Below are 23,752 nucleotides of genomic sequence, written 5' to 3' on the forward strand. Positions count from 1 at the left end.
GGTTTATTCGTCTGGAGGATCCCGTCATGAGGCGGCTGGTAATACTCACCCTGTTGTCGGCGATGAGCGTGTGCGCGTTCGCCGCGTCGGACCCGGCAGTCGAAGCGAAGAACGGCATGGTCGTGTCGTCGCAGCACTTCGCATCGCAGATCGGCGTCGACATCCTGAAGGCGGGCGGCAACGCGGTGGACGCGGCGGTGGCCGTCGGCTATGCGCAGGCCGTGACCAACGCGTGCTGCGGCAACATCGGCGGCGGCGGTTTCATGACGATCCACCTGGCCGACGGCCGCGACCGCTTCATCAATTTCCGCGAAACCGCGCCAGCCGCGGCGTCCGCGAACATGTATCTCGATGCGTCGGGCAACGTGATTCCGGAGCAGAGCCTGTACGGCTATCGCGCGGTCGGCGTGCCGGGCACCGTGGCCGGCCTCGATCTCGCGCAGCGCAAGTACGGGAAGCTGACGCGCAAGCAGGTGATGGCGCCGGCGATCCGGCTCGCGCGCGACGGCTTCGTGCTGACGCGCGGCGATACGGACATCCTCGATACGACGGTCGAGCGCTTCAAGAAGGATCCGGAAGCCGCGCGCATCTTCCTGCGCCCGGACGGCACCGCGTTGCAGCCGGGCGATCGCCTGGTGCAGAAGGATCTGGCCCGCACGCTCGAGCGCATCGCGGAGCAGGGGCCCGACGCGTTCTATCACGGCGAGATCCCGAAGATCGTGGAGGCAGCGGCCAAGCGCGGCGGCGGCGTGATCACGGCGGCCGATTTCGCGTCCTACCGCGCGCAGGACATGTCGCCGCTGACCTGCACGTATCGCGGCTACGAGTTCGTGTCGGCGCCGCCGCCGAGCTCGGGCGGCGTGACGATGTGCGAGACGCTGAACATCCTCGAAGGGTATGACCTGCGCAAGCTCGGCTACCACTCGGCCGCGGCGGTCCACTACATGACCGAAGCGATGCGCCACGCATACGAAGACCGCAACACGCTGCTCGGCGATCCGGACTTCATCGACAACCCGATCGCGAAGCTCACGAGCAAGGAATATGCGGCGCAGATCCGCAACAGCATCCATGCCGATACGGCGACGCCGTCGGTCGACGTGCAGCCCGGCGTCGGCGTGCACGAGAAGCCGGAAACGACGCATTACTCGATCGTCGACCACGACGGCAACGCGGTGTCGACGACCTATACGGTCAACGGCCGCTTCGGCGCCGTGGTCATCGCGCCGGGCACGGGTTTCTTCCTGAACGACGAGATGGACGATTTCACCGTGAAGGTCGGCGCGCAGAACCTGTTCGGCCTCGTGCAGGGCACGCGCAACTCGATCGCGCCCGGCAAGCGTCCGCTGTCGTCGATGGCGCCGACGATCGTGAAGAAGGACGGCAAGGTGTTCATGGTGGTCGGTTCGCCGGGCGGCTCGCGCATCATCACGATCACGCTGCAGACCGTGCTGAACGTGATCGACTACGGGATGACGCCGCAGGATGCGGTCGCCGCGCCGCGCATCCATCACCAGTGGCTGCCCGATGCGGTCTATTACGAAACCTACGGCCTGTCGCCCGACACGCTCGCGATCCTGCGCAACATGGGCTACAAGATGGTCGAGCAGACGCCGTGGGGCGCCGCCGAGCTGATCCTGGTCGGCCTGCCGGGCACCGAAGCGGCGAGCCGCCAGAGCTCCGGGAACGATTCGTCCGTGTCCGGCAACGTGCGGGTCGGCTTCATCTACGGCTACAACGACCCGCGCCGTCCGGCGGGCGCCGCGATCGGCTACTGATCCGATCGCTTCATGCCGAATCGCTGCTGCCGGCGTTCGCGTTGCCGCGAATGCCGGTGCGGCGGCGGCGCGTCCGTCGGCGGACATCCGCCAGCCTGAGCGGCCCGCGCGCCTTTTTTCCGTCAACTCCATCGCCATGCGGCGAATTCCCTCATGAACAAACGAATGTCTGCGGCAGGCTGGATCCTGCTCGCGATGGCAGCCGGCATCCTGATCGGCTACCTGATCTATACGCAGCTTCCGGACAAGCAGTCGGCCGCGGAAATCGCCGGCTACATCTCGCTCGTGTCCGACGTGTTCCTGCGGCTGATCAAGATGGTGATCGGCCCGCTGGTGTTCTCGACGCTGGTCGTCGGCATCGCGCACATGGGCGACGCGTCGTCGGTCGGGCGCGTGTTCGTGAAGGCGCTCGGCTGGTTCGTCACCGCGTCGCTGATCTCGCTGCTGCTCGGCCTGCTGATGGCGAACCTGCTGCGGCCCGGCGAGAACCTCGGCCTGCCGCTGCCGGATATCGGCGCGTCCGCGCATCTGGCGACGTCCAAGTTCACGCTGAAGGATTTCGTCGGCCACATGGTGCCGAAATCGATCGCCGAGGCGATGGCGAACAACGAGATCCTGCAGATCGTCGTGTTCTCGATGTTCTTCGGCGTCGCGCTGGCCGCACTCGGCGAGCGCGGCAAAATCCTCGTCGCCGCGATCGACCAGCTCGCGCACGTGATGCTGAAGATCACCGGCTACGTGATGAAGCTCGCGCCGCTCGCGGTGATGGCCGCGATGGCGTCGACCGTCGCGGTCAACGGGTTGTCGATCCTGCTGAAGTTCGCGGTGTTCATGGGCGACTTCTACGTGAGCCTCGTGCTGCTGTGGGCCACGCTCGTCGCGGCCGGGCTGCTGTTTCTCGGCCGCCGCGTGTTCAAGCTGCTCGTGCTGATCAAGGAAGCGTTCATGTTGTCGTTCGCGACCGCGAGCTCGGAAGCCGCGTATCCGAAGATCCTCGACGCGCTCGACCGTTTCGGCGTGCGCCGCAAGATCTCGAGCTTCGTGATGCCGATGGGCTATTCGTTCAACCTCGACGGCTCGATGATGTACTGCACGTTCGCGTCGCTGTTCATCGCGCAGGCGTACAACATCCACCTGTCGCTCGGCACGCAGATCACGATGCTGCTGATCCTGATGCTGACCTCGAAGGGGATGGCCGGCGTGCCGCGCGCGTCGCTCGTCGTGATCGCCGCGACGCTGCACCAGTTCGACATCCCGGAAGCCGGACTGCTGCTGATTCTCGGCGTCGACACGTTCCTCGACATGGGCCGCTCGGCCACGAACGCGGTAGGCAACTCGATCGCCAGCGCGGTGGTCGCGAAGTGGGAAGGCGAGCTGATGTCGGAGTCCGAAGCGAACGCGCATGCCGCGCATCTCGATGCCGAACTCGAACGGCAGAGCCGCGAGCCGGCCTATGGCGCTGGTCAGACCACGTCGACCTGACGCTCAGGCCGCCAATGCGTCGTCGATGCACGCCGCGAGCACCATCGCGGCGGCGTTGCCGGGCGTCGAGCCGAGCAGTTGCGGCGCATAGACGCTGTCGCCGATCTCGATCGGTCGCCCCGACAGCGCGCACACGCCGCGCTTGCGCGTCGTGAACAGGCGCCACTTCTGGTAGCCGTAGTGTCCGGTGCAGGCGTCGCACCACGAAATCATCACGGTGTCGGCCGTGGGCCGTTCGAGCACGCTGATGGTCGGCTTGCTCGTCGCGTCCCACGACGGCAGCCGGTCGCGCGTGACGCTGCGCCGCCGCGGCCCGCCCCACGAGACGGACGGCATGTCGAAGCTGCCGATTGCGGCGACGGTCATGAGCCAGGGCATTGCACGGTTGCTCATGTTTCTGTTCCTCGAAACGTTACGCGGTGCCGCGACGCGCGGCATCACGACAGGCGGATGCGCGGCTGCACCCAGCCGTTGATCCGTTCGGCGATCCACAGCAAGGTCGCCTTGCAGAAGCCGTGCAGCGCCTGCTGGTGCCGCCGGTAGAGCATCAGGTGGCTGAACTGCGCGAAACGCCCCTGGATGAAGCCACCGCGGAAGAACCCGAACTGCCCGAGCGTGCCGAACGCGTCGTAATCGCTGATCGACACCAGCGCGCCGAAATCGTGGAACGCGAACGGCGGAATCGGCGTGCCGTCGAGCCACGCGGGCAGGTGCTTCGCGAGATGCTCGGCCTGCTGCGTCGCGACCTGCGCGGTCGGCGGCAGCGGCCGTTCCTGGCCGTCGAGCTGCAGGCTCGCGCAATCGCCGATCGCGAACACGTGTTCGTCGCCGCTCGCCTGCAGCGTGGGGCCGACGACGATCTGGTTCGCGCGGTTCGTGTCGAGCCCGCCGAGCCCCTGCATGAAATCGGGCGCCTTCACGCCGGCCGCCCAGACCATCAGGTCCGCTTCGGCGAACGAGCCGTCGCCGTAGTGGAAACCGTTCGCGTCGGCCGACGTGACGCGCGTCGACGTCAGCACGCGAAAGCCGATCTGTTCGAGCCGCCGCTGGGCCGACGCGGAAATCCGCGGCGGAAATGCGTTGAGGATGCGCGGGCCGCTTTCGAGCAGCGTGAGCTGCAGCCGCTCGCGCACCGTTTCGTCACCGTACGCCTGCGCCACTTCCAGCAAGCGGCTGAGCTCTGCCGCGAGTTCCACGCCCGTCGCGCCCGCGCCGACGATCGCGACGCGAAACGGCTCGTCGCGCGCGATGCTGCGGAACACGCGCATTCGCAACGCTTCGTTGAAGGTCTCCGCCTGCTGCTGGCTGTCGATGAAATAGCAGTGCTCGCGCACGCCGGGCACGCCGAAATCGTTGGCCTGGCTGCCGAGCGCGAGGATCAGCACGTCGTAGTCGAGTTCGCGTGCGTCGATCACCACGTCGCCGTCCTGCGAGCGGATCTCGCCGAGCTGCACGCGGCGGCGCGCGCGATCGAGCCCCTTCAGTTCGCCGGGCTGGTACGTGTAGCCGTGGTCGCGGGCATGGGCGAGGAAGATCACCTGTTGCTGCTGGACGTCGCGCGTACCGGCCGCGATCGTGTGCAGCATCGGTTTCCAGATATGCGTCGGACTGCGGTCGACGATCGTGATCTGCGCCCGCCCGGACCGGCCGAGACGCTCGCCCAGACGGGTCGCGAGCTGCAGCCCGGCGATCCCGCCGCCGACGATGACGATACGTGTAGGGGTTGTCATGGATAAATCATCAGGTGATGAATAAGGTATGATCCTAGCGCTTCCCGGCTCCGCGTGTCAACGGAGCGGGGCAGGCCGCCCGATTCCGGGCCGGGAAACCGGCGCCGGACATGGGCATTCGAATCGTTCAAGGAGCAGGCAAAACGTGGCAGAAGTCACTGAGCGCGCGCCGTCGAAGCGGCGTACGCGCGGACGGCCGTCGGCGGATGCATCCGTCGGTCCGGACGTGATATTGCGGGCCGCGCGCCGCACGTTCGCGAAGCGCGGCTACGACGCGACGAGCGTGCGCGAAGTCGCGCGCGAGCTAGGGATCGACGCGGCGCTGATCGCGCATCACTTCGGTGCGAAGGAAACGTTGTGGCTGGCGGTCGTCGAGCAGATCGTCGAGCTGGCCGAACCGATGTTCGACGCGCTGCGCGCGTTGCGTACGTCGCCGCTGCCGCATCGCGACCGCGTGCGGCGCGCGCTCGAGCTGTGCGTCGATCACGAATTCGCGGAGCCGGATATCGGCATGTTCTTCTCGACCGCGGCGACCGAGGAGGGCGCGCGGCTCGATCGGCTGCAGGAGCGGATCGTGCGCCCGTATCACGATGCGATGTTTCCGCTGATCGCGGACGCGGTCGAGGCCGGCGCGATCCGTCCGGTCGATCCGAACGTGCTGTTCTTCATGATCGCGAGCGCGATCGGCACGACGGTGTCGTACAGCCACATGATGCTGGAGTACACGTCGCTGCCGACGCGGCCGGAGGCGTTCCGCGAGGCCGTGCTCGGCGTCGCGTTCAACTTCCTCGGCGACCGGGACTGAGCGCCGCGCGATGCGCGCGGTCACGTCGCCGCAACCAGGCCCAGTTCCCGCACCGCGTTCCGCGCGGTGTCGCGCAGCGCATCGACGAGCGGCGACGGCGTACGGTACGCGAGCGCCACTTCGTACGCGAGCGGGCTGCCCGCATCCTTCAGTTCGCAGAACGTAATGCCTTGCGGATGCATCGGCACGAACAGGCGCGGCATCAGCGCGACGCCGATGCCGCCGGCGACGAGCCCGGCCGTCGTCTGCATCTGGCGCGGCTGCTGGACCACGCGCGGCGCGAAGCCCGCCTGGGCGCACGCCGTCACGATCAGCGCGTGCATGCCGGGCCCGTGGTGCGCGGCAAACAGGACCCACGGTTCGTCCGCCAGCTCGGCCAGCGCGATGCGGCGGCGGCGCGCGAGCCGATGCCCGTCCGGCAGCGCGGCCACCATCCGGTCGCGCAGCAGCGGCTCGACATGCACGTCGCCGGCGTCGGCCACCGGCAGCACGACGAGGCCGACGTCGGTGCGGTCCTGACGCAGCGCAAGCACCTGCTCGGCGGTCGTGCCTTCTTCCAGCTGGAAATCGACGTCGGGATGCCGTTCCTGGAACGCGCGCAGGATCAGCGGCAACAGCGCGTTCACCGTGCTGTCGACGAAACGCAGCCGCAGCGTGCCGCCGAGGCCGGCGCCCGCCCGGCGGGCCACGGCCACCGCGCGCTCGGCCTGTTCGAGTGCGCGCCGTGCTTCGAGCAGGAACGCTTCGCCGGCCGGCGTGAGCCGCGCGCCGCGATTGTCGCGTTCGAGCAAGGCGACGCCCAGTTCGTCCTCGAGCTTGCGGATCGCCGCGCTGAGCGGTGGTTGAGCCATGTGCAGCCGTTCGGCCGCGCGGCGGAAGCTGAGCGTTTCGGCCACTGCGATGAATTGCCGGAACTGGCGCAGATCGATCATGCGATACCTTCCATGTATCAGTAGATCATCGAATTCGTATTTTACCTATCACTCCGAGCTGTCCAGAATGTCCCTGTCGTCAACCGTCGATACTCAGGAGGACAGATCATGACGGGCAATGAACAGCAACGCACGGCAATCGTCACGGGCGGGTCGAGCGGGATCGGTTTCGCGATCGCGAGCCGGCTGGTGCAGGACGGGTATCGCGTCGCGATCGTCGGGCGCGATGCGGCGAGGCTGGAGGCCGCCGTCGAGCGTCTCGGCGGCGCAGCGATCGGGCAGGCCGGCGATCTGAGCGTCCGGCGCGACGCGCAAGCGGTGGTCGCCGCGATCGTCGCGCGATGGCCGCGTATCGACGTGCTGGTCAACAATGCGGGGCGGACCGGGCGCGTCGGCGCGGATACCGAAGCAGGGGAGGCCGAGGCCGTATGGGATGCGGTGCTCCATGCGAACCTGAAAAGCCTGTTCCTGACGACGATGGCCGTGCTGCCGCATCTGGCCGACCGTGCCGCGCGAATCGTCAACATCGGCTCGATCGCGGCGCGCGCCGGCAGCCTGTTGCCGGGCGGCCTCGCGTATGCGGCCGCGAAGGCCGGCGTCGAAGGCTTCACCGTCGCGCTGGCGCGCGAACTCGGGCTGCGCGGCGCGACGGTCAATACGGTCGCGCCCGGCTATATCGCCGGCACGCGCTTGTTCGGCGACAGTGGGGTCGCGCCGGCCGTCGCGGCGATGATCCGCGCGCAGACGCCGGCCGGCCGCGCCGGGCAGCCGGACGACGTCGCCGATGCGGTCGCGTGGCTCGCCGGGCCGCGCGCATCGTTCGTCACGGGCGCGACGATCGCGGTGAACGGCGGCTGGCGCGTCGGATGATGCATGGCGCGCGCGGCCTGCGCGTCATTCGGAATCGATCGGCGGCTTGTCGCCGAGCCAGCGCCGCGCGCCGGGCCCGTTGCGGCCCGCGCGGTCTTCCGGGTTGGTCAGCTTGCAGCGTTTCAGGGACAGGCAGCCGCAGCCGATGCATTCGTCGAGGTTGATGTAGAGCCGCTGGAGCTCCTCGATGCGGCTCGCGACACGCTGCTTCCACCCGCGCGACAGCCGCTGCCAGTCCTTGTTGCTCGGCGCGGTGTCCTCGGGCAGGCTGACGAGCTGCTCGGCGATCTCGTCGAGCGAATAGCCGATCTTCTGCGCGAACACGATGAATGCGATCAGTCGCAGCACCGCGCGCGAATAGTGGCGATGGCTCGAGCCGTTGCGGTGCGACTTGATCAACCCGCGCATCTCGTAGAAACGCAGCGTCGACGCCGGCACGCCGCTGCGCGCGGCCACTTCGCGGATCGACATCAGCGGCCATTGCGGGGTTTCCTGGATACCCATGACACCCTCCGGGAAAGCTTGACTTGAAGTTAACTTCAACTTTTATGCTACGCGGCAGTTTAACCCGTCGCGAGGCATCATGCTCTCCTTTTCCCTACGCAGGACGCCGCCTTTGGGCGCCGCCTGCGCCCTGTTGCTGGCGTTGTCGGGTTGTCACGACGGCAAAGGCACATCGTCAGCCCAGCCCCTTCCCGAAGTCGGCGTCGCTACCGTCGCGCCGCGTACCGTCCGCCTCGCGGACGAATTCAACGGACGCGTCGAAGCGGTCGACGCGGTCGAACTGCGGCCGCGCGTGAGCGGCTATCTGCAGCGTGTCGCGTACAAGGAGGGCGACGTGGTCGCGCAGGGCGCGCTACTGTTCGAGATCGATCCGCGCCCGTATCGCATCGCGCTCGACCGTGCGAATGCGCAGCAGCAGCGCGCCCGCGCGGCCGCAAGCCTCGCGAACGTGCAGCTCAAGCGCGTGCAGACGCTGATCGATGCGCATGCGACGTCGCAGGAAGAGCTCGACAATGCGCGCGCCACCGCCGAGCAGGCGCGTGCCGATCTGCAGGCGGCCGATGCGGCCGTGGCCGACGCGAAGCTCAATCTCGGCTTCACCGAAGTGCGCGCGCCGATCGCGGGCCGCGTCGGCCGCGCGGTCGCGACCGTCGGCAACCTCGCGCGCGCGGACGACACGCTGCTGACGACCGTCGTGTCGCAGGATCCCGTCTACGTGTATTTCGATTGCGACGAGCAGAGTTACCTGCGCTACAACGCGCGGCGCGCCGATCCGGCGCATCGCGCGATCGGCGCCGATCCGGTGCGCGTCGGACTCGCGAACGAGACGGGCTTCCCGCATGCGGGCACCGTCGATTTCCTCGACAATCGGCTCGATTCGCAGACAGGCACGATCCGCGCCCGCGTGCGGCTGCCGAATGCGGACCATACGTTTACGCCGGGCCTGTATGCGCGCGTGCAGCTCGTGAGCGGCCGCGACCAGGATGCATTGCTGGTCGACGACAAGGCCGTGCTGACCGACCAGGATCGCAAGTACGTGTACGTGCTCGGCCCCGGCGACAAGGCGCTGCGCCGCGACGTGACGATCGGCCGCGAACTCGACGGCGAGCGGATCGTCGAGAAGGGGTTGCAGGCGGGCGATCGCGTGGTGGTCGACGGCGTGCAGCGCATCTACTATCCGGGCGCGCAGGTGAAGCCGAAGGCGCTGCCCGTGCGGGCGGCGCCGGACTCCGGCGCCGGTACGCAGGCCGTGGCCGATGCCGGCGCGCCTGCCGCGCGATAACGGGAGCCACGTGATGGATTTCTCCCGATTCTTCATCGACCGGCCGATCTTCGCGGTCGTGCTGTCGATCGTCATCTTCGCGCTCGGCCTGATCTCGATTCCGATGCTGCCGGCCGGCGAATATCCGGAGGTCGTGCCGCCGAGCGTCGTCGTGCGCGCGACGTATCCGGGCGCGAACCCGAAGGAAATCGCCGAATCGGTCGCCGAACCGCTGGAAGAGGCGATCAACGGCGTCGAAGGCATCATGTACATGAAGTCGGTCGCCGGTTCGGACGGCAGCCTGCAGGTCGTCGTCACGTTCCTGCAGGGTGTCGATCCCGATACGGCCGCCGTGCGCGTGCAGAACCGCGTGAGCCAGGCGCTGTCGCGCCTGCCCGACGAGGTGCGCCAGTACGGCGTGACCACGCAGAAGCAGTCGCCCACGCCGCTGATGTACGTGAGTCTCTACTCGCCGGACAACAGCCGCGATTCGCTGTATCTGCGCAATTACCTGACGCTGCACGTGAAGGACGAGTTGTCGCGCCTGACCGGCATCGGCGACGTCGGCGTGTACGGCTCCGGCGACTACGCGATGCGGCTGTGGCTCGACCCGAATCGACTTGCGTCGCGCGGGCTCACCGCGAGCGACGTGATCGCGGCCGTGCGCGAGCAGAACGTGCAGGTGTCGGCCGGTCAGCTGGGTGCGGAGCCGTCGCCGAAGAAGAACGACTTCCTCGTGTCGATCAACGTGCGCGGCCGCCTGCGCACGGTGCAGGAATTCAGCGACATCGTGCTGCGCAACGGCGACGACGGCCAGGTCGTGAAGCTGTCCGACGTCGCGCGCATCGAGCTCGGCGCGGGCGACTACACGCTTCGCTCGTATTTCAACGACAGGCATTCGGCCGTGGTCGGCATCTTCCTGTCGCCGGGCGCGAACGCGCTCGACGTCGCGAAAGCCGTGTATGCGAAGCTCGACGAGCTGTCGAAGCGCTTCCCGCCGGGCGTCGCGTATCGCGCCCGTGTGGGACCCGACCGTGTTCGTGCGCGAATCGATCCGCGCGGTGCAGCACACGCTGATCGAGGCCGTCGTGCTGGTCGTGCTCGTCGTGATCCTGTTCCTGCAGACGTGGCGCGCGTCGATCATTCCGCTCGTCGCGGTGCCGGTGTCGGTGGTCGGCACGTTCGCATGGCTGTACCTGCTCGGCTATTCGATCAACACGTTGACGCTGTTCGGGCTCGTGCTCGCGATCGGGATCGTCGTCGACGATGCGATCGTTGTCGTCGAAAACGTCGAGCGCAACATCGCACGGGGCCTGAGCCCGCGCGATGCCGCGCACCAGGCGATGCGCGAGGTGTCGGGGCCGATCGTCGCGATCGCGCTCGTGCTGTGCGCGGTGTTCGTGCCGATGGCGTTCATGTCGGGCGTCACCGGCCAGTTCTACAAGCAGTTCGCGGTGACGATCGCGATCTCGACGGTGATCTCCGCGATCAACTCGCTGACGCTGTCGCCCGCGCTCGCCGCGAAGCTGTTGCGTCCGCACGGCGCGCCGAAGGATGCGTTGACGCGCGCGCTCGATCGCGCGTTCGGCTGGCTGTTTCATCCGTTCAATCGCTTCTTCGAGCGCAGCTCCGATCGCTATCACGGCGTCGTCGGTCGCACGCTGAAGCGGCGCGGCGTGGTGTTCGCGGTCTATGCGGTGCTGCTCGCGGCGACCGCGCTATTGTTCAATGCGGTGCCCGGCGGTTTCATCCCGGTGCAGGACAAGCTGTACCTGTTCGCGGGCGCGAAGTTGCCGGAAGGCGCGTCGCTCGCGCGCACCAGTGCGGTGACCGAGCAGATGACGAAGATTGCGCTCGGCACCGACGGCGTCGAGATGGTGCCGGCGTTCGCGGGGCTGAATGCGCTGCAGGGCGTGAACACGCCGAACATCACGAACTCGTACGTGATCCTGAAGCCGTTCGACCAGCGTCACCGCAGCGCCGCGCAGATCAACGCGGACCTGAACGCGCGCTTCGCGGCGATCGATGGCGGCATCACCTATGCGCTGATGCCGCCGCCGATCCAGGGTCTCGGCAACGGTTCGGGCTACTCGCTGTATCTGGAGGATCGCGGCGGGCTCGGCTACGGCGAATTGCAGAAGGCGCTCAGCGCGTTCCAGGCCGCGGTCGCGAAGACGCCGGGAATGAGCTATCCCGTCAGCTCGTACCAGGCGAACATCCCGCAGCTCGAGGTGAAGGTCGACCGGCTGAAGGCGAAGGCGCAGGGCGTTGCGCTGACCGATCTGTTCAATACGTTGCAGGTGTATCTCGGCTCGATGTACGTGAACGACTTCAACGTGTTCGGCCGCGTGTATCGCGTGATGGCGCAAGCGGATGCCGGCCACCGGCAGACGGCCGCCGACATCGCGAACCTGCGCACGCGCAACGCGAAGGGCGAGATGGTGCCGATCGGCTCGATGGTGACGGTCGGGCCCGCGTACGGACCCGACCCGGTCGTCCGCTACAACGGCTATCCGGCCGCGGACCTGATCGGCGACGCCGATCCGAAGACGATGTCGTCGTCGCAGGCGATCGCGAAGCTGCAGCAGATCGCGAAGGACGTGCTGCCGCCGGGCATCACGCTCGAATGGACCGACCTCAGCTATCAGCAGGTCACGCAGAGCAACGCGGCGATCGTCGTGTTCCCGCTCGCGGTGATGCTGGTGTTTCTGGTGCTCGCGTCGCTGTACGAGAGCTGGACGCTGCCGCTCGCGGTGATCCTAATCGTGCCCGTGTGCATGTGCGCGGCGCTGTTCGGCGTGTGGCTGTCCGGCGGCGACAACAACGTGTTCGTGCAGGTCGGACTCGTCGTGCTGATGGGGTTGGCGTGCAAGAACGCGATCCTGATCGTCGAATTCGCACGCGAGCTTGAGATCCAGGGCAAGGGCACGGTCGAAGCGGCGCTCGAAGCGTGCAAGCTGCGGCTGCGTCCGATCGTGATGACGTCGGTCGCGTTCATCGCGGGCTCGGTGCCGCTGCTGATCGGCAGCGGCGCGGGCAGCGAGGTGCGGGCGGCCACCGGCGTCACCGTGTTCGCCGGGATGCTGGGCGTCACGCTGTTCGGGCTGTTCCTGACACCCGTGTTCTACGTGGCGATCCGCAAGCTCGCGGGCGGCACGCCGGCCGTCTGGAGCGAACAGCACGGCACCCTCGAAGGAGAAAACCGATGAGCGCCGCTTTCCGTCTTTCCGCGCTCGCGATGTCGGTGACGCTCGCCGCCTGCGCAGTGGGCCCCGATTTCAAACGGCCGGATACGGCCACCGCCGCGCGGTTCGCGCGCGACGCTCACCCGGCGACGCAGCGCGACGCGGCGCCGGCCGATACACAGCCCGATACGCAGCGCGATGCATCGGCGGCCGCCGATGCCGCGTTCTGGCGCAGCTTCGGCGATCCGGCGCTCACGCAGTTGATCGATGCGGCGCTCGCGGCGAACCAGGATCTACAGGTCGCCGTGTCGCGCTACGACGCGTCGAACGCACTGCTGTCGCAGGCGACGTTCGACCGCTATCCGACGCTCACCGCGAGCGGTCAGATCGGCCATCAGCTGATGAGCAAGGATCAGGCGTTCGGCGCGCCGCGCAGCCAGCGCGATATGCCGACGTCGAGCGTGGGCATCAACGCCGCGTGGGAACTCGACCTGTTCGGCCGTGTGCGTCGCTCGATCGAATCGCAGCGCGCGGAGACGGCGGCCAGCGCGGCCGACGTGCGCGCGGTGCGCGTCGCGATCGCGGGCGAGGCTGCGAGCACGTATGTCGACCTGCGCGGCTCGCAGGAGCGGTTGCGGATCGCCCGCGAGAACGCCGACAACCAGAAGCAGACGCTCGCGCTGATCAATGCGCGCGTCGGCGCGGGACGCGGCTCCGAGCTCGATGCGGCGCGAGCACGCGCGCAGTACGAATCGACGACATCGCGGATCGCCGTGTACGAAGCCGCGATCGGCGTCGACGAGCATCGGCTCGCGGTGCTGACCGGGCAGACGCCGGATGCGTTGATCGGCCGGTTCGACTGGCCGAAGACGGGCACGCCGGTGCCGTTGCCGGCGCTTGCCGCCGATATCGATCCCGGTACGCCGGGCGACCTGCTGCGCCGCCGTCCCGATGTCGCGGCCGCCGAGGCGCGGCTGCATGCGGCGACCGCGCGCGTCGGCGTAGCGACCGCCGACCTGTTTCCGCGCTTCACGCTGTCCGGGCTGCTCGGCAGCGCGACGAGCAGCTACGGGTTCTTTCGCGCGGGCAGCGACACGAACCTGATCGCGCTCGGCATCGACTGGTCGTTCCTCGACGTCGGCCGCGTGCGTGCGCGGATCGCCGCGAGCGACGCGGAAGCGGCCGGCCAGCTTGCGCAGTACCGGCAAACCGTGCTCGGCGCGCTCGAGGAAACCGAGAACGCGTTGCTGCGTGTCGCCCGAACGCGTGACGAGACCGCGCACCTCGTGCGCGCGGCCGACGACAGCGCGCGTGCCGCACAGCTCGCGCAGGCCCGCTTCTCCGCCGGCGCGATCGACTACTACGAAGTGCTCGACGCGCAGCGGACGCTGCTGCAGGCGCAGGATGCGGCGGCCGACGGGCGGATGCGCAGCGCGGCGTCGACGGTCGCGCTGTACAAGGCGCTCGCGGGCGGCTGGCCGGCCGGCATGGGGCAGGGCCCACAAGGCCCGCTCGCTCGGTCGGGGAAGTGACGCGAGCAGTGCGGCGCGGCGGTCGTGGCGCCGCGTCGCGCGATGAAACGCTTGCCTTGCCGATCGGTGGGCAACGCCTAGGCGATTGCAGGCGCATGAAAGCGCCGTCGTTCTCGCGGTAAAATTTAATTGCAACTGCAATTAAGCGAGAGAAACGACCTGACTTGACGTCCTCCACCGCCTAAAGGCGGCGGATTCCCACACCTGGCGATGCACGTCCGCATCGGAGAATGTTCACGGCAGCGTTGATATCACGATCATGCACGACACCACATCCACTGCAGGCCCACTCTCTTATTCTCAGTCCCGCGATACCTTTCGGCCGCGTCGTGCTGTCTTTCGACCCGCACGCCGAACAGGACTGGGTGGAACTCCTTTCGTCGACTTCCTCGAACGTGGCCCCATGCGCGATCGCTTTGTAGCGGAGCTTGTTTCGGAAGGACGACCAGGATGCGTCGTAGACGCTCTTCGCCATCCTGGTTCTGACGAGTTTTGCGGCCGACACGTTGCCAACCGCGATGTAATCGAAGCGCCGCACCAGATCGAGCGCGAGCTTGTGTTGAAAATCGGCTCGGGCATTCGCGATCTTTGCGTGCAACTTCGCGATATGTCGCTTGTGCTTTCGCGCTCGCTGCGCTTTCGCCAGCTTTTCCGCCGCTCGTCGACCGAACTGGTCATTGGGCAGCTTTTCTCCGGTCGAAAGTGTGGCGAAGTCTTTCAGGCCGAGATCGATGCCAACACCGGAACGGATCGGGCGGGCCTGCACATCGGGCATCTCGATCACGATGTTGAGAAACCAGTTGCCGCGTGCATCCTGCGCAAAGTTGGTTCCGTCCTTGATCTTCCCTTCGGGAAGCGCTCGGCTGTTGAACACGCGAAACGTGTTGCCGGCGAAACGGAACGCGTCCCCCTGGCGCTTCAGGTCGCGGCCCTTCAGCGGCACCCAGCCCAGCGATTTCCTGCCGCGATAGCGCAGGTAGGGCCGACGGTGCTGACTGCGCGACTTCGCATATTGCTCGCACGTCGCGTTAATCGTGCCGGAGTGGATGTCGAGTTCCTTGCTGCTGCCGGTCGTCAGCACGTTCAGGTCGAATCCTGTAGGCCACTTCTTGCCCCACTTGAGCGCGTGCTTCTGCGTGTCATTGCAGAAGTTCCAGACGTAGTTCACCACGCGGCTCTGCTTGTTGAGCAGTCCGTTGAGCGATTTCACCCGGTAGCGATAGACAAGGATCATGCAGGTGATCCTAACCCGTGGAAGAAGCTGTCTGTCAAAAGCACTCCTTTCCTTCCCGTCCTGAAGGACGGGGTTTCTCGGAGCAAATTCTGATGAACGCAACCGAACCAGATCTGTGGTTCTCGTTCGTCCGCGCGCACCGGACGATGATCCGCGAGATCGAGCGTCGCCTCGCGGCGGCCCGCCTGCCTGCGTATGCGTGGTACGACGCGCTGTGGGGGCTCGAAAGCGGCCCCGACGGTACGCGCCGCATGCACGAACTGGCCGACGTGCTCGCGATCGAGCGCTACAACCTGACGCGGCTCGTCGACCGGCTCGAACAGGAGGGGCTCGTCACGCGCACGCGTTCGGCGGACGATGGCCGTGCCGCGTTCGCGAGCATCACCGACAAGGGGCGGACGCTGCGCAAAAAGATGTGGAAGGTGTACCAGTCGACGGTCGCCGAGCTTTTTCTCGACCAGTTCGCCGGCAAGGAGCGGGCGGCGATGGCCGCCGCGCTCGATCGTGCGACCGCTGCGGCGCGCGACGCGGCAGCCGACGCGAAGTAGCGGTGTCCGGCGTACCGGGCGGCCGTGCACCGCACGGGCGCACCGGGTCGCACAGTCCGCATGTCCCTCCTTCGCGTACTGGCATGTCCCAACGCCGTCGGTTTCGGCATAGGATTGCAATTGCAACGATTGTAGTTGCAACGATAACCCGATGACAAGGACCGACATGACCTCGACGCACTCTCTCACGTTCTATACGGCCGACACGCCGAACGGACACAAGATCGCGATCTACCTCGAAGAGGCCGGGCTTGCCCACGATCGCGTGCAGGTGAACCTGTCTGCCGGCGAGCAGCGCAGCCCGGCGTATCTCGCGATCAATCCGAACGGCAAGATCCCGGCTATCGTCGACCACGACACGGGGCTCGCCGTATTCGAATCCGGCGCGATCCTCAGCTATCTCGCCGCGAAGACGGGTTGCCTGCAGCCCGAAACGCTGGCCGAGCGCACGGCGGTCCAGCAATGGCTGCATTTCCAGATCGGCGGGATCGGGCCGATGCTTGGCCAGCTGTGGTGGTTCCTGCGCGCATCGAAGACGGGCAATGCGGAAGCGGTCGACCGCTACCGGAAGGAGGCACTGCGTCTCTATGGGGTCGTGAACGGCCGCTTGTCGGAATCGGCGTATCTCGCGTCGTCGCGGTATTCGATCGCCGATATCGCGGCGTTTCCGTGGCTGCGCACGGCGGACGAGCTCGATCTCGACATTGCCGGTTTCCCGCACGTCGAGCGCTGGCTTGCCGATATCGCCGCGCGGCCGGCCGTGCAACGCGGCCTGATCGCATGCCGCGCGTCGACGGCCGAGGCGGCGCATTGACATCGCATCGGCCGCGCCGCGCCGGACCATGGTCGCAATCAATCGCTTCGTGTTATCCAGTCGAACGAGAGCGCCGCATGCGGACGGCGTGCGGCGTCGTTCGGGCTGCTCGCCAGCGTGTTCATGCACGACGGCGCGCCGTGCGTGGTCGCGCGCCGACGATTTCAGCGCGAGCCGCTGAGCGTCGCGTAGCGGCCGCACGGTCGGGACGGCGATCCCTCGGCGCGGGCCGCATCCAGGGTATCGCACGAGCCGATGCTTAGCATCGCGGCCGGCGGCCTACCGCGGCCGCCGCGCGATCATTACGCTGGGGCGATCATCCACTCTGTCCGGAAGGTCGCCATGTCCCGGCTCGACTACACACTGCTCGGCCCCTGTCTGCTCGCCATCGCGCTCGACGCGATGGGATTCGGGCTCGTTTATCCGATGATGTCCGCGATCTTCAGCGATCCGCACGCGGGCATCCTGCCGGCCGACACCGGCGCGCATGCGCGCAATTTCTATCTCGGCCTCGGCTACGGGATCTACCCGCTGTGCATGTTCTTCGGCTCGTCGCTGATGGGCGAACTGTCCGACCGCTACGGCCGCCGCCGGATCCTGCTGCTGTGCGTGCTCGGTCTCGCGGCCGGCTACGCGATGATGGCGGCCGGCGCATGGCACGCGAGCATCGCGCTGCTGCTGGCGGGCCGCGGGCTCACCGGCCTGATGGCCGGCTGCCAGGGCATCGCGCAGGCGGCCATCACCGATCTCAGCACGCCCGACACGAAGGCGTACAACATGAGCATCATGTCGCTCGCGTTCAGCGCGGGCGTGATCGTCGGCCCGGTGCTCGGCGGCGTCACGTCCGACCGGACGATCTCGCCGCTGTTCGACTACGGCACGCCGTTCGTGCTGGTCGCCGCGCTGTCGCTGATCTGCGCGTGCTGGACCTGGGCGTCGTATCGCGATTCCGCCGCGCCGCGCGGCGATACGCGCATCGATCCGCTGCTGCCGCTGCGGATCATCGGGGAGGCGGCGCGCCAGCGCAACGTCGCGTTCCTGTCGATGGTGTTCTTCTTGATGCAAGTGGGCTACGGGCTCTACCTGCAGACCATCATGCTGCTGTTGCAGGCGAAGTTTGGCTATACGAGCGCGCGGCTCGGGCTGTTCAGCGGCGTGATCGGCATCTGCTTCGTGTTCGGCCTGCTGTGCGTCGTGCGGCTGATGCTGCGCGTGTGGCGCGTGATCGATATCGCGAAGACGGGCCTGCTCGTCGCCGGGCTTGGCCAGATCCTGTCCGCGCTGTTTCCGCACGAACCGATGCTGTGGGCGCTCGCGATGGTCGTCGGCTGCTTCGACATGGTTGCGTACACGACGATGTATACGGCGTTTTCCGACGCGGTCAGCGACGATCGGCAAGGCTGGGCGCTGGGCGTCGCGGGCTCGGTGATGGCGGTCGCGTGGGTCGTGACGGGCGCGCTGACGAATCTGCTGCCCGTATTCGGCGAGACGGGGCTGCTGCTGATCGGCGGCGCGGGTTTCCTGCTCAGCTTCGCGATGATGGTCGCGTATGGCCGCACGCGGCCGGGTGCGCGAGCGGCAATGTTGTCGTAGGCGGCTCGCACGTACGTTAGCCTGCCCGCGGCGACGATCCGCTGGGCCCACGAACATCATCGCGCGATCTGCGCGGCGTGCCGTCGTGCGCGCGAGCTGGGAGGGGGGCGCTGAGCGCGGTGCACGCATCGGTCCGCTGGCAGGCGGTAAGCGGCAGACGCGTGCGCGGGCGGCGAGCATGGCCGGATGCATTCGCATCGCCACGGCATGATTTCGTTATCCGAATGATGTCGCCGAATGGCGGCCAGACGATAGGTTGACCGTAGCGCGGCTGCCGTAGCGCACGATTCCGTGGCGCGGACGGTCCGGCTCTCGCGCACGGTCCGGCTCCGGACCTTCATCGACCGGGGAGCCGGACCGCTGCTTACCGCCACGAACCGTCGACGTAGACCCACACCGGCCCCTGCCGGCGCCAGTAGCCGGGCACCCAGCGGCGTCCGGGGCGCCGTGCGACCCAGCGGCCGGACACCCATATATAGCGGCCGCGCTGCCAGCGCCAGTAGCCGTCCGTCCATATATAGCCGTGCGCCCGTGGCGGCGGCGGGCGACGGTCGTGGCGTGCCGCCGGGGGCGCGAAGCCGGGGCGATCCGCATACGGCGGCGCGCCGGGAACGCGGTGCGGGCCGGATGGCCGGTACGCGGGCGGGGCGGGCTGGGCCGAGGCGGCACGCAGCCAGCCGGTGCCGGCGAAGGCGGCGGTCAATCCGATGGCGCGCAGCAGCGAGCGTCGATTCATGGCGGTTCCCGTTCTGTATCCAAGACCGCCTTACATTAGCCTGCCGTCACGCCCACCGGGTTACGCGGGCGGTCAAGGCTGTTACCGACTGTCACGGCAGGCGCGGGCCGCCTTTCCTTTCTGCCGGCCGACGGGATCCGGCCGTGGCACCGGCGCCGCCCGCTGTTGACGGGTCGGCGGGACGTTTCGGAGGCGGATCGGCCAATATTTGAGATTGATTTGGGTAACAATTACCGATTTTGGGGTGCCGAACCGAATCCGTTTGTTGTTTCTATGCAACCGTCAAGACGATGACATGTAAGAATGGTGCGATGAAAGCCTCCAAAAAGGACGCGTCAAGAAGTCAAAAACAAACGTTAAAACAAATACTTATGACGCGTCCCCACTTTCATTATTTCTAGTTCTGGAAAAGCTTATTTCTTTATTTGCGGATCGCTCCCCTAGGGTACACCCCTAAACTCACGGTTCCCAAACGGGCAACTATCCGGGCGCCGCCAGCAGGACCGATGGCGCTCCCGGGCGGTTGCAGACCGTTTATGAACAAGGTCGCGAGACCTGCCTCTTTTTAGAAGGGAGCTCCACGAATGAACAAGACTCTGATCGTTGCAGCAGCTGCAGCATCGTTCGCTACCGTCGCTCACGCGCAAAGCAGCGTCACGCTGTACGGCGTGCTGGACGCAGGCATCACCTACACGAGCAACGTCCAGCCGGCACTCGGCCAAGCTGGCAAGTCGCGTTGGGCGATGGGTTCGGGCATTGACCAGAGCCGTTTCGGCCTGCGTGGCTCGGAAGACCTGGGTGGCGGCCTGAAGGCAATCTTCACGTTGGAAAGCGGCTTCAACATCGGTAACGGCCGCTTCGCGAACGGCAACGGCGGCATGTTCAACCGCCAGGCTTTCGTCGGTCTGTCGAGCCAGTACGGCACGGTCACGCTGGGTAAGCAGTATGACGCAACGCAAGACTACCTGGCACCGCTGACGGCAACGGGCTCGTGGGGCGGCACGTACTTCGCGCACCCGCTGAACCTCGACCGTCTGAGCACGAACGGTGACGTCGCACAGAACAACACGATCAAGTTCACGAGCGCGAACTACGCTGGCCTGCAATTCGGCGGCACGTACTCGTTCTCGAACAACACGAACTTCGGCAACAACCGTGCGTACAGCGCAGGTGCTGCATACCAGTTCCAAGGTCTGAAGCTGGCTGCTGCATACTCGCAAGCGAACCTGGGTGACGGCACGAACGCAAACGGCGCGACGTCGTCGGCGATCGGTGGCATCGCTAACCAAGGCCGCGTCCGCACGTACGGTGCTGCTGCTGGCTACGCATTCGGCCCGGCACAAGTCGGCGCTGCATGGACGCAAGCACGTCTCGACAACAACGCAGTTGCTGCAGGCACGCTGCGCACCGACAACTACGAAGTCAACGCGAAGTACAACCTGACGCCGGCTCTCGGCCTGGGTGCTGCTTACACGTACACGAACGCGAAGATCAACAACGGCAGCACGCACTGGAACCAGTTCGGCCTGCAAGCTGACTACGCACTGTCGAAGCGCACGGACGTCTACGCACAAGCTGTGTACCAGCGTGCAGCGAAGAACGGCATCGGCGCGTCGATCTACAACGGCGACAGCTTCAACAACAACCTGCCGAGCTCGTCGATCAACCAAACCGCAGCAACGGTTGGTCTGCGTCACCGCTTCTAAGCGTGACGGGCGGGGTAACCCGCTCCGCAGCATCGAAAAGGCGCCTTCGGGCGCCTTTTTTTGTATGCGGAAGGCGATGACGATAATCCGGATCGTCTGGATGCAAAAAAGCGAGGCCCGTGCCTCGCTTTTGTCGTTCTGCGCCCGTATGGCGGGGCGCTGGCCGGCCGCTAGCTCAGCGCGTGTATTCGCCGTTGGCTTCCGGCTGGAACACGATCGCGGCGACCTTCATCAGCTTTTCGGCGCCGCTCGGCTGCATCACCTTGACCATCTGGCCGCGCTGCGTGCCCAGCAGCGCCATGCCGACGGGCGAGAACACGTTCAGGCGCCCGAGTTCGAGGTTGGCGGCGTCCGGATAAACGATCGTCCACGTGGCCTGTTCCTGGGTCGCTTCGTCGAGCAGCGTGATTTGCGAGTTCATCGTGACGACGTTCGCCTTGACGGCGTCGGGCTGGACGATATCGGCGCGCTCGAGCAGCGTATCGAGCATCGTCTGGAAGCGCGGGTTGTGCTCGGCGTGCTTTTCGAGGCGGGCGACGTCGAGTTCAGTCAACTGGTAAAGGCGTTGTTTCATGGTGGTTCTCCAAATGATCGGCAGGGCAGGCGTGGCGTGCCTATGAGGATCGCCCGGAGCCTGTCTAACCTGGCTCCGGGTGGAGACCGTGCGGTCAGATCAGGCGCCGGGCAGGGGCGAGCGGCGCCTGGGCCGTGCGTCGAGCGAGGGGATGCGCCGGCTGGCTGGCGCGCGCGCACACGCCGGCCGGGCCGGACGGCAAAACCGAAAGGGGCGTGAGCGCGTACATGGTGGATGGAATATCGACTGGCGAATAAAACCTTACGATTCTACAACACAACCTTCCGGACATGTGATCCGACTGTCGGCGTTTCGTCAGCGATTGTTGTGCAGATGAAGCGAGTTGGAGCGGCCCTGTTCCGAAACAGTGGGCGATTTTTTCCAAAAACGCAACGCTGTATGTTCAAACTAAGGGTTTCCCCTTGGGGTGGCGAGCACTACACTGGACTCAATCGCTTCAGACAGTCCTGCCGAGGCGACGTCAAAACAGAACATATTCCGGAGGTAAATCATGAAGTCGATCATCTACGCAGCCATCGCCGCATCCGTCCTTGCCGCTCCGATCGCATCGTTCGCGCAATCCGAGCAGGGATTGACCCGCGCGGAGGTCAAGGCCGAACTCGCGCAACTCGAGCAGAACGGCTACAAGCCGGTGGCGAGCGATTCGCAATATCCGAGCGACATCCAGGCCGCCGAGCAGCGCATTCAGCCGAACCAGCCGATGCTCGCGCAAGCCGATACGAGCGGCTACGGCGCCGTGGCAACGGGCGCCGCGCAAGGCGGCCGTCGCGTGACGCGGGAAGCGCCGAATCCCGTGAATTCGGTCTACTTCGGTAATTGATTGAACGTCCCCGGGTCTGCCCGAGCGCACCGCTGAATTGACGAGACGCGCACCGGTCGCGCGTCGTTCGCCCGCAGGAGCAGAACCTCCGTCGCCGCATGCCGGCGGCTTTCCGCCCAGACGCTGACGCGTTTGGGCCTTTTTTGCTGCGGCGGATCAGGCTGACGTGACGCTCGGCGTGCCGTGGATGTAGTGTTCGAGCTGGCTGATCGTGAACTGCTGATCGGCAATCACGCTCTTCACGAGGTCGCCGATCGAGATCAGGCCGACCAGCTTGCCGCCGTCGAGCACGGGCAGGTGGCGCATCCGGTGCTCGGTCATCAGCGCCATGCACTCGTCGGTGGATTGCGACGGTTCGACGTAGCGCACCTTCGCCGTCATGATTTCCTCGACGCGGGTGGCTTTCGACGAACGGTCCTGCAGGACGATCTTGCGCGCGTAATCGCGCTCGGTGACGATGCCCGCAATGTCGTCGCCGTCGACGACCAGCAGTGCGCCGATGCCCTTTTCCGCCATCAGCTTGATGGCGTCGTAGACGAGATCGGTCTTCGTGACGGTGTAGATGGTGCGGCCCGAATCCGGCTTGGCCTTGAGAATCTGCGCGACAGTCGTGCTCATTCGCTTTCTCCGTGTGCAGGTCGATGCAGGGCAGGCGGGGCGTGATGCGCGTCACCCGGTGAGCCCAGTATAGCGGGGCGGGCGGCGGCAGTCGCGTTACGTTTCCAGATTAGCGGTAAACTCCCGTCACGCACCATCCACACAACTCCTACATTCCTGAAGTTTCGACTGAATTCATGATGTCTTCGCGTCCCCAATCGCCCCCGCCGGGCAATGGCCAGGCCGACGAGTGCGTGACGCTCGTCGCCACCGCGTCGCTGCCCACGCGCTACGGTACGTTCACGTCATACGCGTTTCGCGTATCGGGCAGCGATGCCGAACACCTCGCGCTCGTGATGGGCGACGTGACGGGCGAGCAGTCCGTGCTGACCCGGCTGCATTCCGAATGCCTGACTGGTGACGTGTTCGGCTCGTACCGCTGCGATTGCGGCGAGCAACTCGATCTCGCGTTGCGTTACATCGCGGCCGAAGACCGCGGCGTGCTATTGTATCTGCGCGGCCATGAAGGCCGCGGCATCGGCCTGAGCAACAAGATCCGCGCGTACGCGCTGCAGGAGCAGGGGCGCGACACCGTCGAGGCGAACCTCGATCTCGGCCTGCCCGACGACGCTCGCGAATACGACTCGGCCGCTGCGATCCTGCGCATCCTCGGCGTGACGTCGGTGCGGCTGATGAGCAACAATCCGAAGAAGTTCGATACGCTCGTGAAGCACGGCATTCCCGTTTGCGAGCGCGTGGCGCTCGCGGTGCCCGTGCGCGAGGAAAACGAACGTTATATCCGCACGAAGCAGACGAAGTTCGGGCATTACTTCGAAGAAAACGAGTAACCGGAGCGGGCGCACCAGCGCCCGTTTCTCGTCATCTTGTTGATTTGCATGGAATCCTGACCCACGATTTGCATTGAATTCTGACCCACCCCTTGGACCAGCTTTGCGGGTTATTCGGTGGGTATCTGGGTCTTCTTTCTCTCCTTTTTTGGCTGTGTCGTGCTGTTTCTGAAACGATAGCT

General features: G+C 66.3%; 20 protein-coding genes and 1 pseudogene. 13 read left to right on the top strand and 8 right to left on the bottom strand.

Annotation, left to right across the window (positions count from 1 at the left end; genetic code table 11):
• Nucleotides 1–26: 26 nt before the first annotated feature.
• Together ggt and HWX55_RS16010 are read left to right on the top strand one after the other, a co-directional pair.
• A complete protein-coding gene (ggt, locus tag HWX55_RS16005; protein ID WP_175976430.1) occupies nucleotides 27–1,778 on the top strand; it encodes a gamma-glutamyltransferase in 1,752 nt (583 codons plus the stop codon).
• Nucleotides 1,779–1,931: 153 nt separating this feature from the next.
• The gene (locus HWX55_RS16010; RefSeq protein ID WP_175976431.1) at nucleotides 1,932–3,260 is read left to right on the top strand and encodes a dicarboxylate/amino acid:cation symporter; all 1,329 of its coding nucleotides are present in this window, start codon (nucleotides 1,932–1,934) and stop codon (nucleotides 3,258–3,260) included.
• A 3-nt stretch (nucleotides 3,261–3,263) separates the two neighbouring features.
• On the opposite strand, the gene HWX55_RS16015 is transcribed toward HWX55_RS16010, so the two are convergent.
• Both HWX55_RS16015 and HWX55_RS16020 read right to left on the bottom strand, forming a co-directional pair.
• Nucleotides 3,264–3,653, bottom strand: a complete 390-nt coding sequence (locus HWX55_RS16015) for a DUF3331 domain-containing protein (protein WP_175976433.1) — start codon at nucleotides 3,651–3,653, stop codon at nucleotides 3,264–3,266.
• 44 nt (nucleotides 3,654–3,697) lie between these two features.
• Entirely contained in the window at nucleotides 3,698–4,990 is a 1,293-nt protein-coding gene (locus HWX55_RS16020) for an NAD(P)/FAD-dependent oxidoreductase (RefSeq protein ID WP_175976434.1), read from the bottom strand.
• Between the two features lie 145 nt (nucleotides 4,991–5,135).
• Here HWX55_RS16020 and HWX55_RS16025 point away from each other — a divergent pair, with 145 nt between their 5' ends.
• Complete coding sequence (locus HWX55_RS16025; RefSeq protein WP_175976435.1) at nucleotides 5,136–5,795, top strand: TetR/AcrR family transcriptional regulator; 660 nt, start codon at nucleotides 5,136–5,138, stop codon at nucleotides 5,793–5,795.
• Nucleotides 5,796–5,815: 20 nt separating this feature from the next.
• Here HWX55_RS16025 and HWX55_RS16030 read toward each other — a convergent pair whose 3' ends face one another.
• Complete coding sequence (locus HWX55_RS16030) at nucleotides 5,816–6,727, bottom strand: LysR family transcriptional regulator (RefSeq protein ID WP_175976436.1); 912 nt, start codon at nucleotides 6,725–6,727, stop codon at nucleotides 5,816–5,818.
• Between the two features lie 108 nt (nucleotides 6,728–6,835).
• On the opposite strand from HWX55_RS16030, the gene HWX55_RS16035 reads away from it, so the two are divergent.
• On the top strand, nucleotides 6,836–7,597 hold the full coding sequence (locus tag HWX55_RS16035; protein ID WP_175976437.1) for an SDR family NAD(P)-dependent oxidoreductase: 762 nt from the start codon (nucleotides 6,836–6,838) through the stop codon (nucleotides 7,595–7,597).
• 24 nt (nucleotides 7,598–7,621) lie between these two features.
• On the opposite strand, the gene soxR is transcribed toward HWX55_RS16035, so the two are convergent.
• Entirely contained in the window at nucleotides 7,622–8,101 is a 480-nt protein-coding gene (soxR, locus tag HWX55_RS16040; RefSeq protein WP_050011996.1) for a redox-sensitive transcriptional activator SoxR, read from the bottom strand.
• A gap of 79 nt (nucleotides 8,102–8,180) precedes the next feature.
• Between soxR and HWX55_RS16045 the strand changes: the two genes are divergently transcribed.
• The 3 genes and pseudogenes from HWX55_RS16045 (at nucleotide 8,181) to HWX55_RS16055 (ending at nucleotide 14,079) form a co-directional block, all read left to right on the top strand.
• Entirely contained in the window at nucleotides 8,181–9,383 is a 1,203-nt protein-coding gene (locus HWX55_RS16045) for an efflux RND transporter periplasmic adaptor subunit (protein WP_175976438.1), read from the top strand.
• 13 nt (nucleotides 9,384–9,396) lie between these two features.
• Nucleotides 9,397–12,571 (top strand): annotated as a pseudogene (locus HWX55_RS16050) (multidrug efflux RND transporter permease subunit).
• Entirely contained in the window at nucleotides 12,568–14,079 is a 1,512-nt protein-coding gene (locus tag HWX55_RS16055; protein WP_175976439.1) for an efflux transporter outer membrane subunit, read from the top strand. Before HWX55_RS16050 ends, HWX55_RS16055 begins: the two are co-directional and overlap by 4 nt.
• Before the next feature lie 181 nt (nucleotides 14,080–14,260).
• Here the strand turns inward: HWX55_RS16055 and HWX55_RS16060 are convergent, their stop codons facing one another.
• The gene (locus tag HWX55_RS16060) at nucleotides 14,261–15,313 is read right to left on the bottom strand and encodes an RNA-guided endonuclease TnpB family protein (protein ID WP_175976440.1); all 1,053 of its coding nucleotides are present in this window, start codon (nucleotides 15,311–15,313) and stop codon (nucleotides 14,261–14,263) included.
• A gap of 92 nt (nucleotides 15,314–15,405) precedes the next feature.
• On the opposite strand from HWX55_RS16060, the gene HWX55_RS16065 reads away from it, so the two are divergent.
• The 3 genes from HWX55_RS16065 (at nucleotide 15,406) to HWX55_RS16075 (ending at nucleotide 18,268) form a co-directional block, all read left to right on the top strand.
• A complete protein-coding gene (locus HWX55_RS16065) occupies nucleotides 15,406–15,861 on the top strand; it encodes a MarR family transcriptional regulator (RefSeq protein WP_175976450.1) in 456 nt (151 codons plus the stop codon).
• A gap of 166 nt (nucleotides 15,862–16,027) precedes the next feature.
• Entirely contained in the window at nucleotides 16,028–16,675 is a 648-nt protein-coding gene (locus tag HWX55_RS16070; protein WP_175976451.1) for a glutathione binding-like protein, read from the top strand.
• 342 nt (nucleotides 16,676–17,017) lie between these two features.
• Complete coding sequence (locus tag HWX55_RS16075) at nucleotides 17,018–18,268, top strand: MFS transporter (protein ID WP_124592934.1); 1,251 nt, start codon at nucleotides 17,018–17,020, stop codon at nucleotides 18,266–18,268.
• Between the two features lie 364 nt (nucleotides 18,269–18,632).
• Here the strand turns inward: HWX55_RS16075 and HWX55_RS16080 are convergent, their stop codons facing one another.
• Complete coding sequence (locus HWX55_RS16080) at nucleotides 18,633–19,004, bottom strand: YXWGXW repeat-containing protein (RefSeq protein WP_175976441.1); 372 nt, start codon at nucleotides 19,002–19,004, stop codon at nucleotides 18,633–18,635.
• Between the two features lie 584 nt (nucleotides 19,005–19,588).
• Between HWX55_RS16080 and HWX55_RS16085 the strand changes: the two genes are divergently transcribed.
• Entirely contained in the window at nucleotides 19,589–20,710 is a 1,122-nt protein-coding gene (locus HWX55_RS16085) for a porin (protein ID WP_050011987.1), read from the top strand.
• A gap of 175 nt (nucleotides 20,711–20,885) precedes the next feature.
• Here the strand turns inward: HWX55_RS16085 and HWX55_RS16090 are convergent, their stop codons facing one another.
• Nucleotides 20,886–21,284: a GreA/GreB family elongation factor gene (locus HWX55_RS16090; protein ID WP_175976442.1), complete on the bottom strand. Its 399-nt coding sequence runs from the start codon at nucleotides 21,282–21,284 to the stop codon at nucleotides 20,886–20,888.
• 511 nt (nucleotides 21,285–21,795) lie between these two features.
• On the opposite strand from HWX55_RS16090, the gene HWX55_RS16095 reads away from it, so the two are divergent.
• Nucleotides 21,796–22,125, top strand: a complete 330-nt coding sequence (locus HWX55_RS16095; protein WP_175976443.1) for a DUF4148 domain-containing protein — start codon at nucleotides 21,796–21,798, stop codon at nucleotides 22,123–22,125.
• A gap of 156 nt (nucleotides 22,126–22,281) precedes the next feature.
• Here HWX55_RS16095 and HWX55_RS16100 read toward each other — a convergent pair whose 3' ends face one another.
• The gene (locus HWX55_RS16100; RefSeq protein ID WP_069619283.1) at nucleotides 22,282–22,743 is read right to left on the bottom strand and encodes a CBS domain-containing protein; all 462 of its coding nucleotides are present in this window, start codon (nucleotides 22,741–22,743) and stop codon (nucleotides 22,282–22,284) included.
• A gap of 176 nt (nucleotides 22,744–22,919) precedes the next feature.
• Here HWX55_RS16100 and ribA point away from each other — a divergent pair, with 176 nt between their 5' ends.
• Nucleotides 22,920–23,570, top strand: coding sequence for a GTP cyclohydrolase II (gene ribA, locus HWX55_RS16105; RefSeq protein WP_089470125.1), 651 nt, complete (start codon nucleotides 22,920–22,922; stop codon nucleotides 23,568–23,570).
• Nucleotides 23,571–23,752: the final 182 nt, after the last annotated feature.

The sequence above is a fragment of the Burkholderia sp. BCC1047 genome (genome assembly GCF_902833155.1).
In the GTDB taxonomy this organism is placed as follows: Bacteria; Pseudomonadota; Gammaproteobacteria; order Burkholderiales; family Burkholderiaceae; genus Burkholderia; species Burkholderia sola.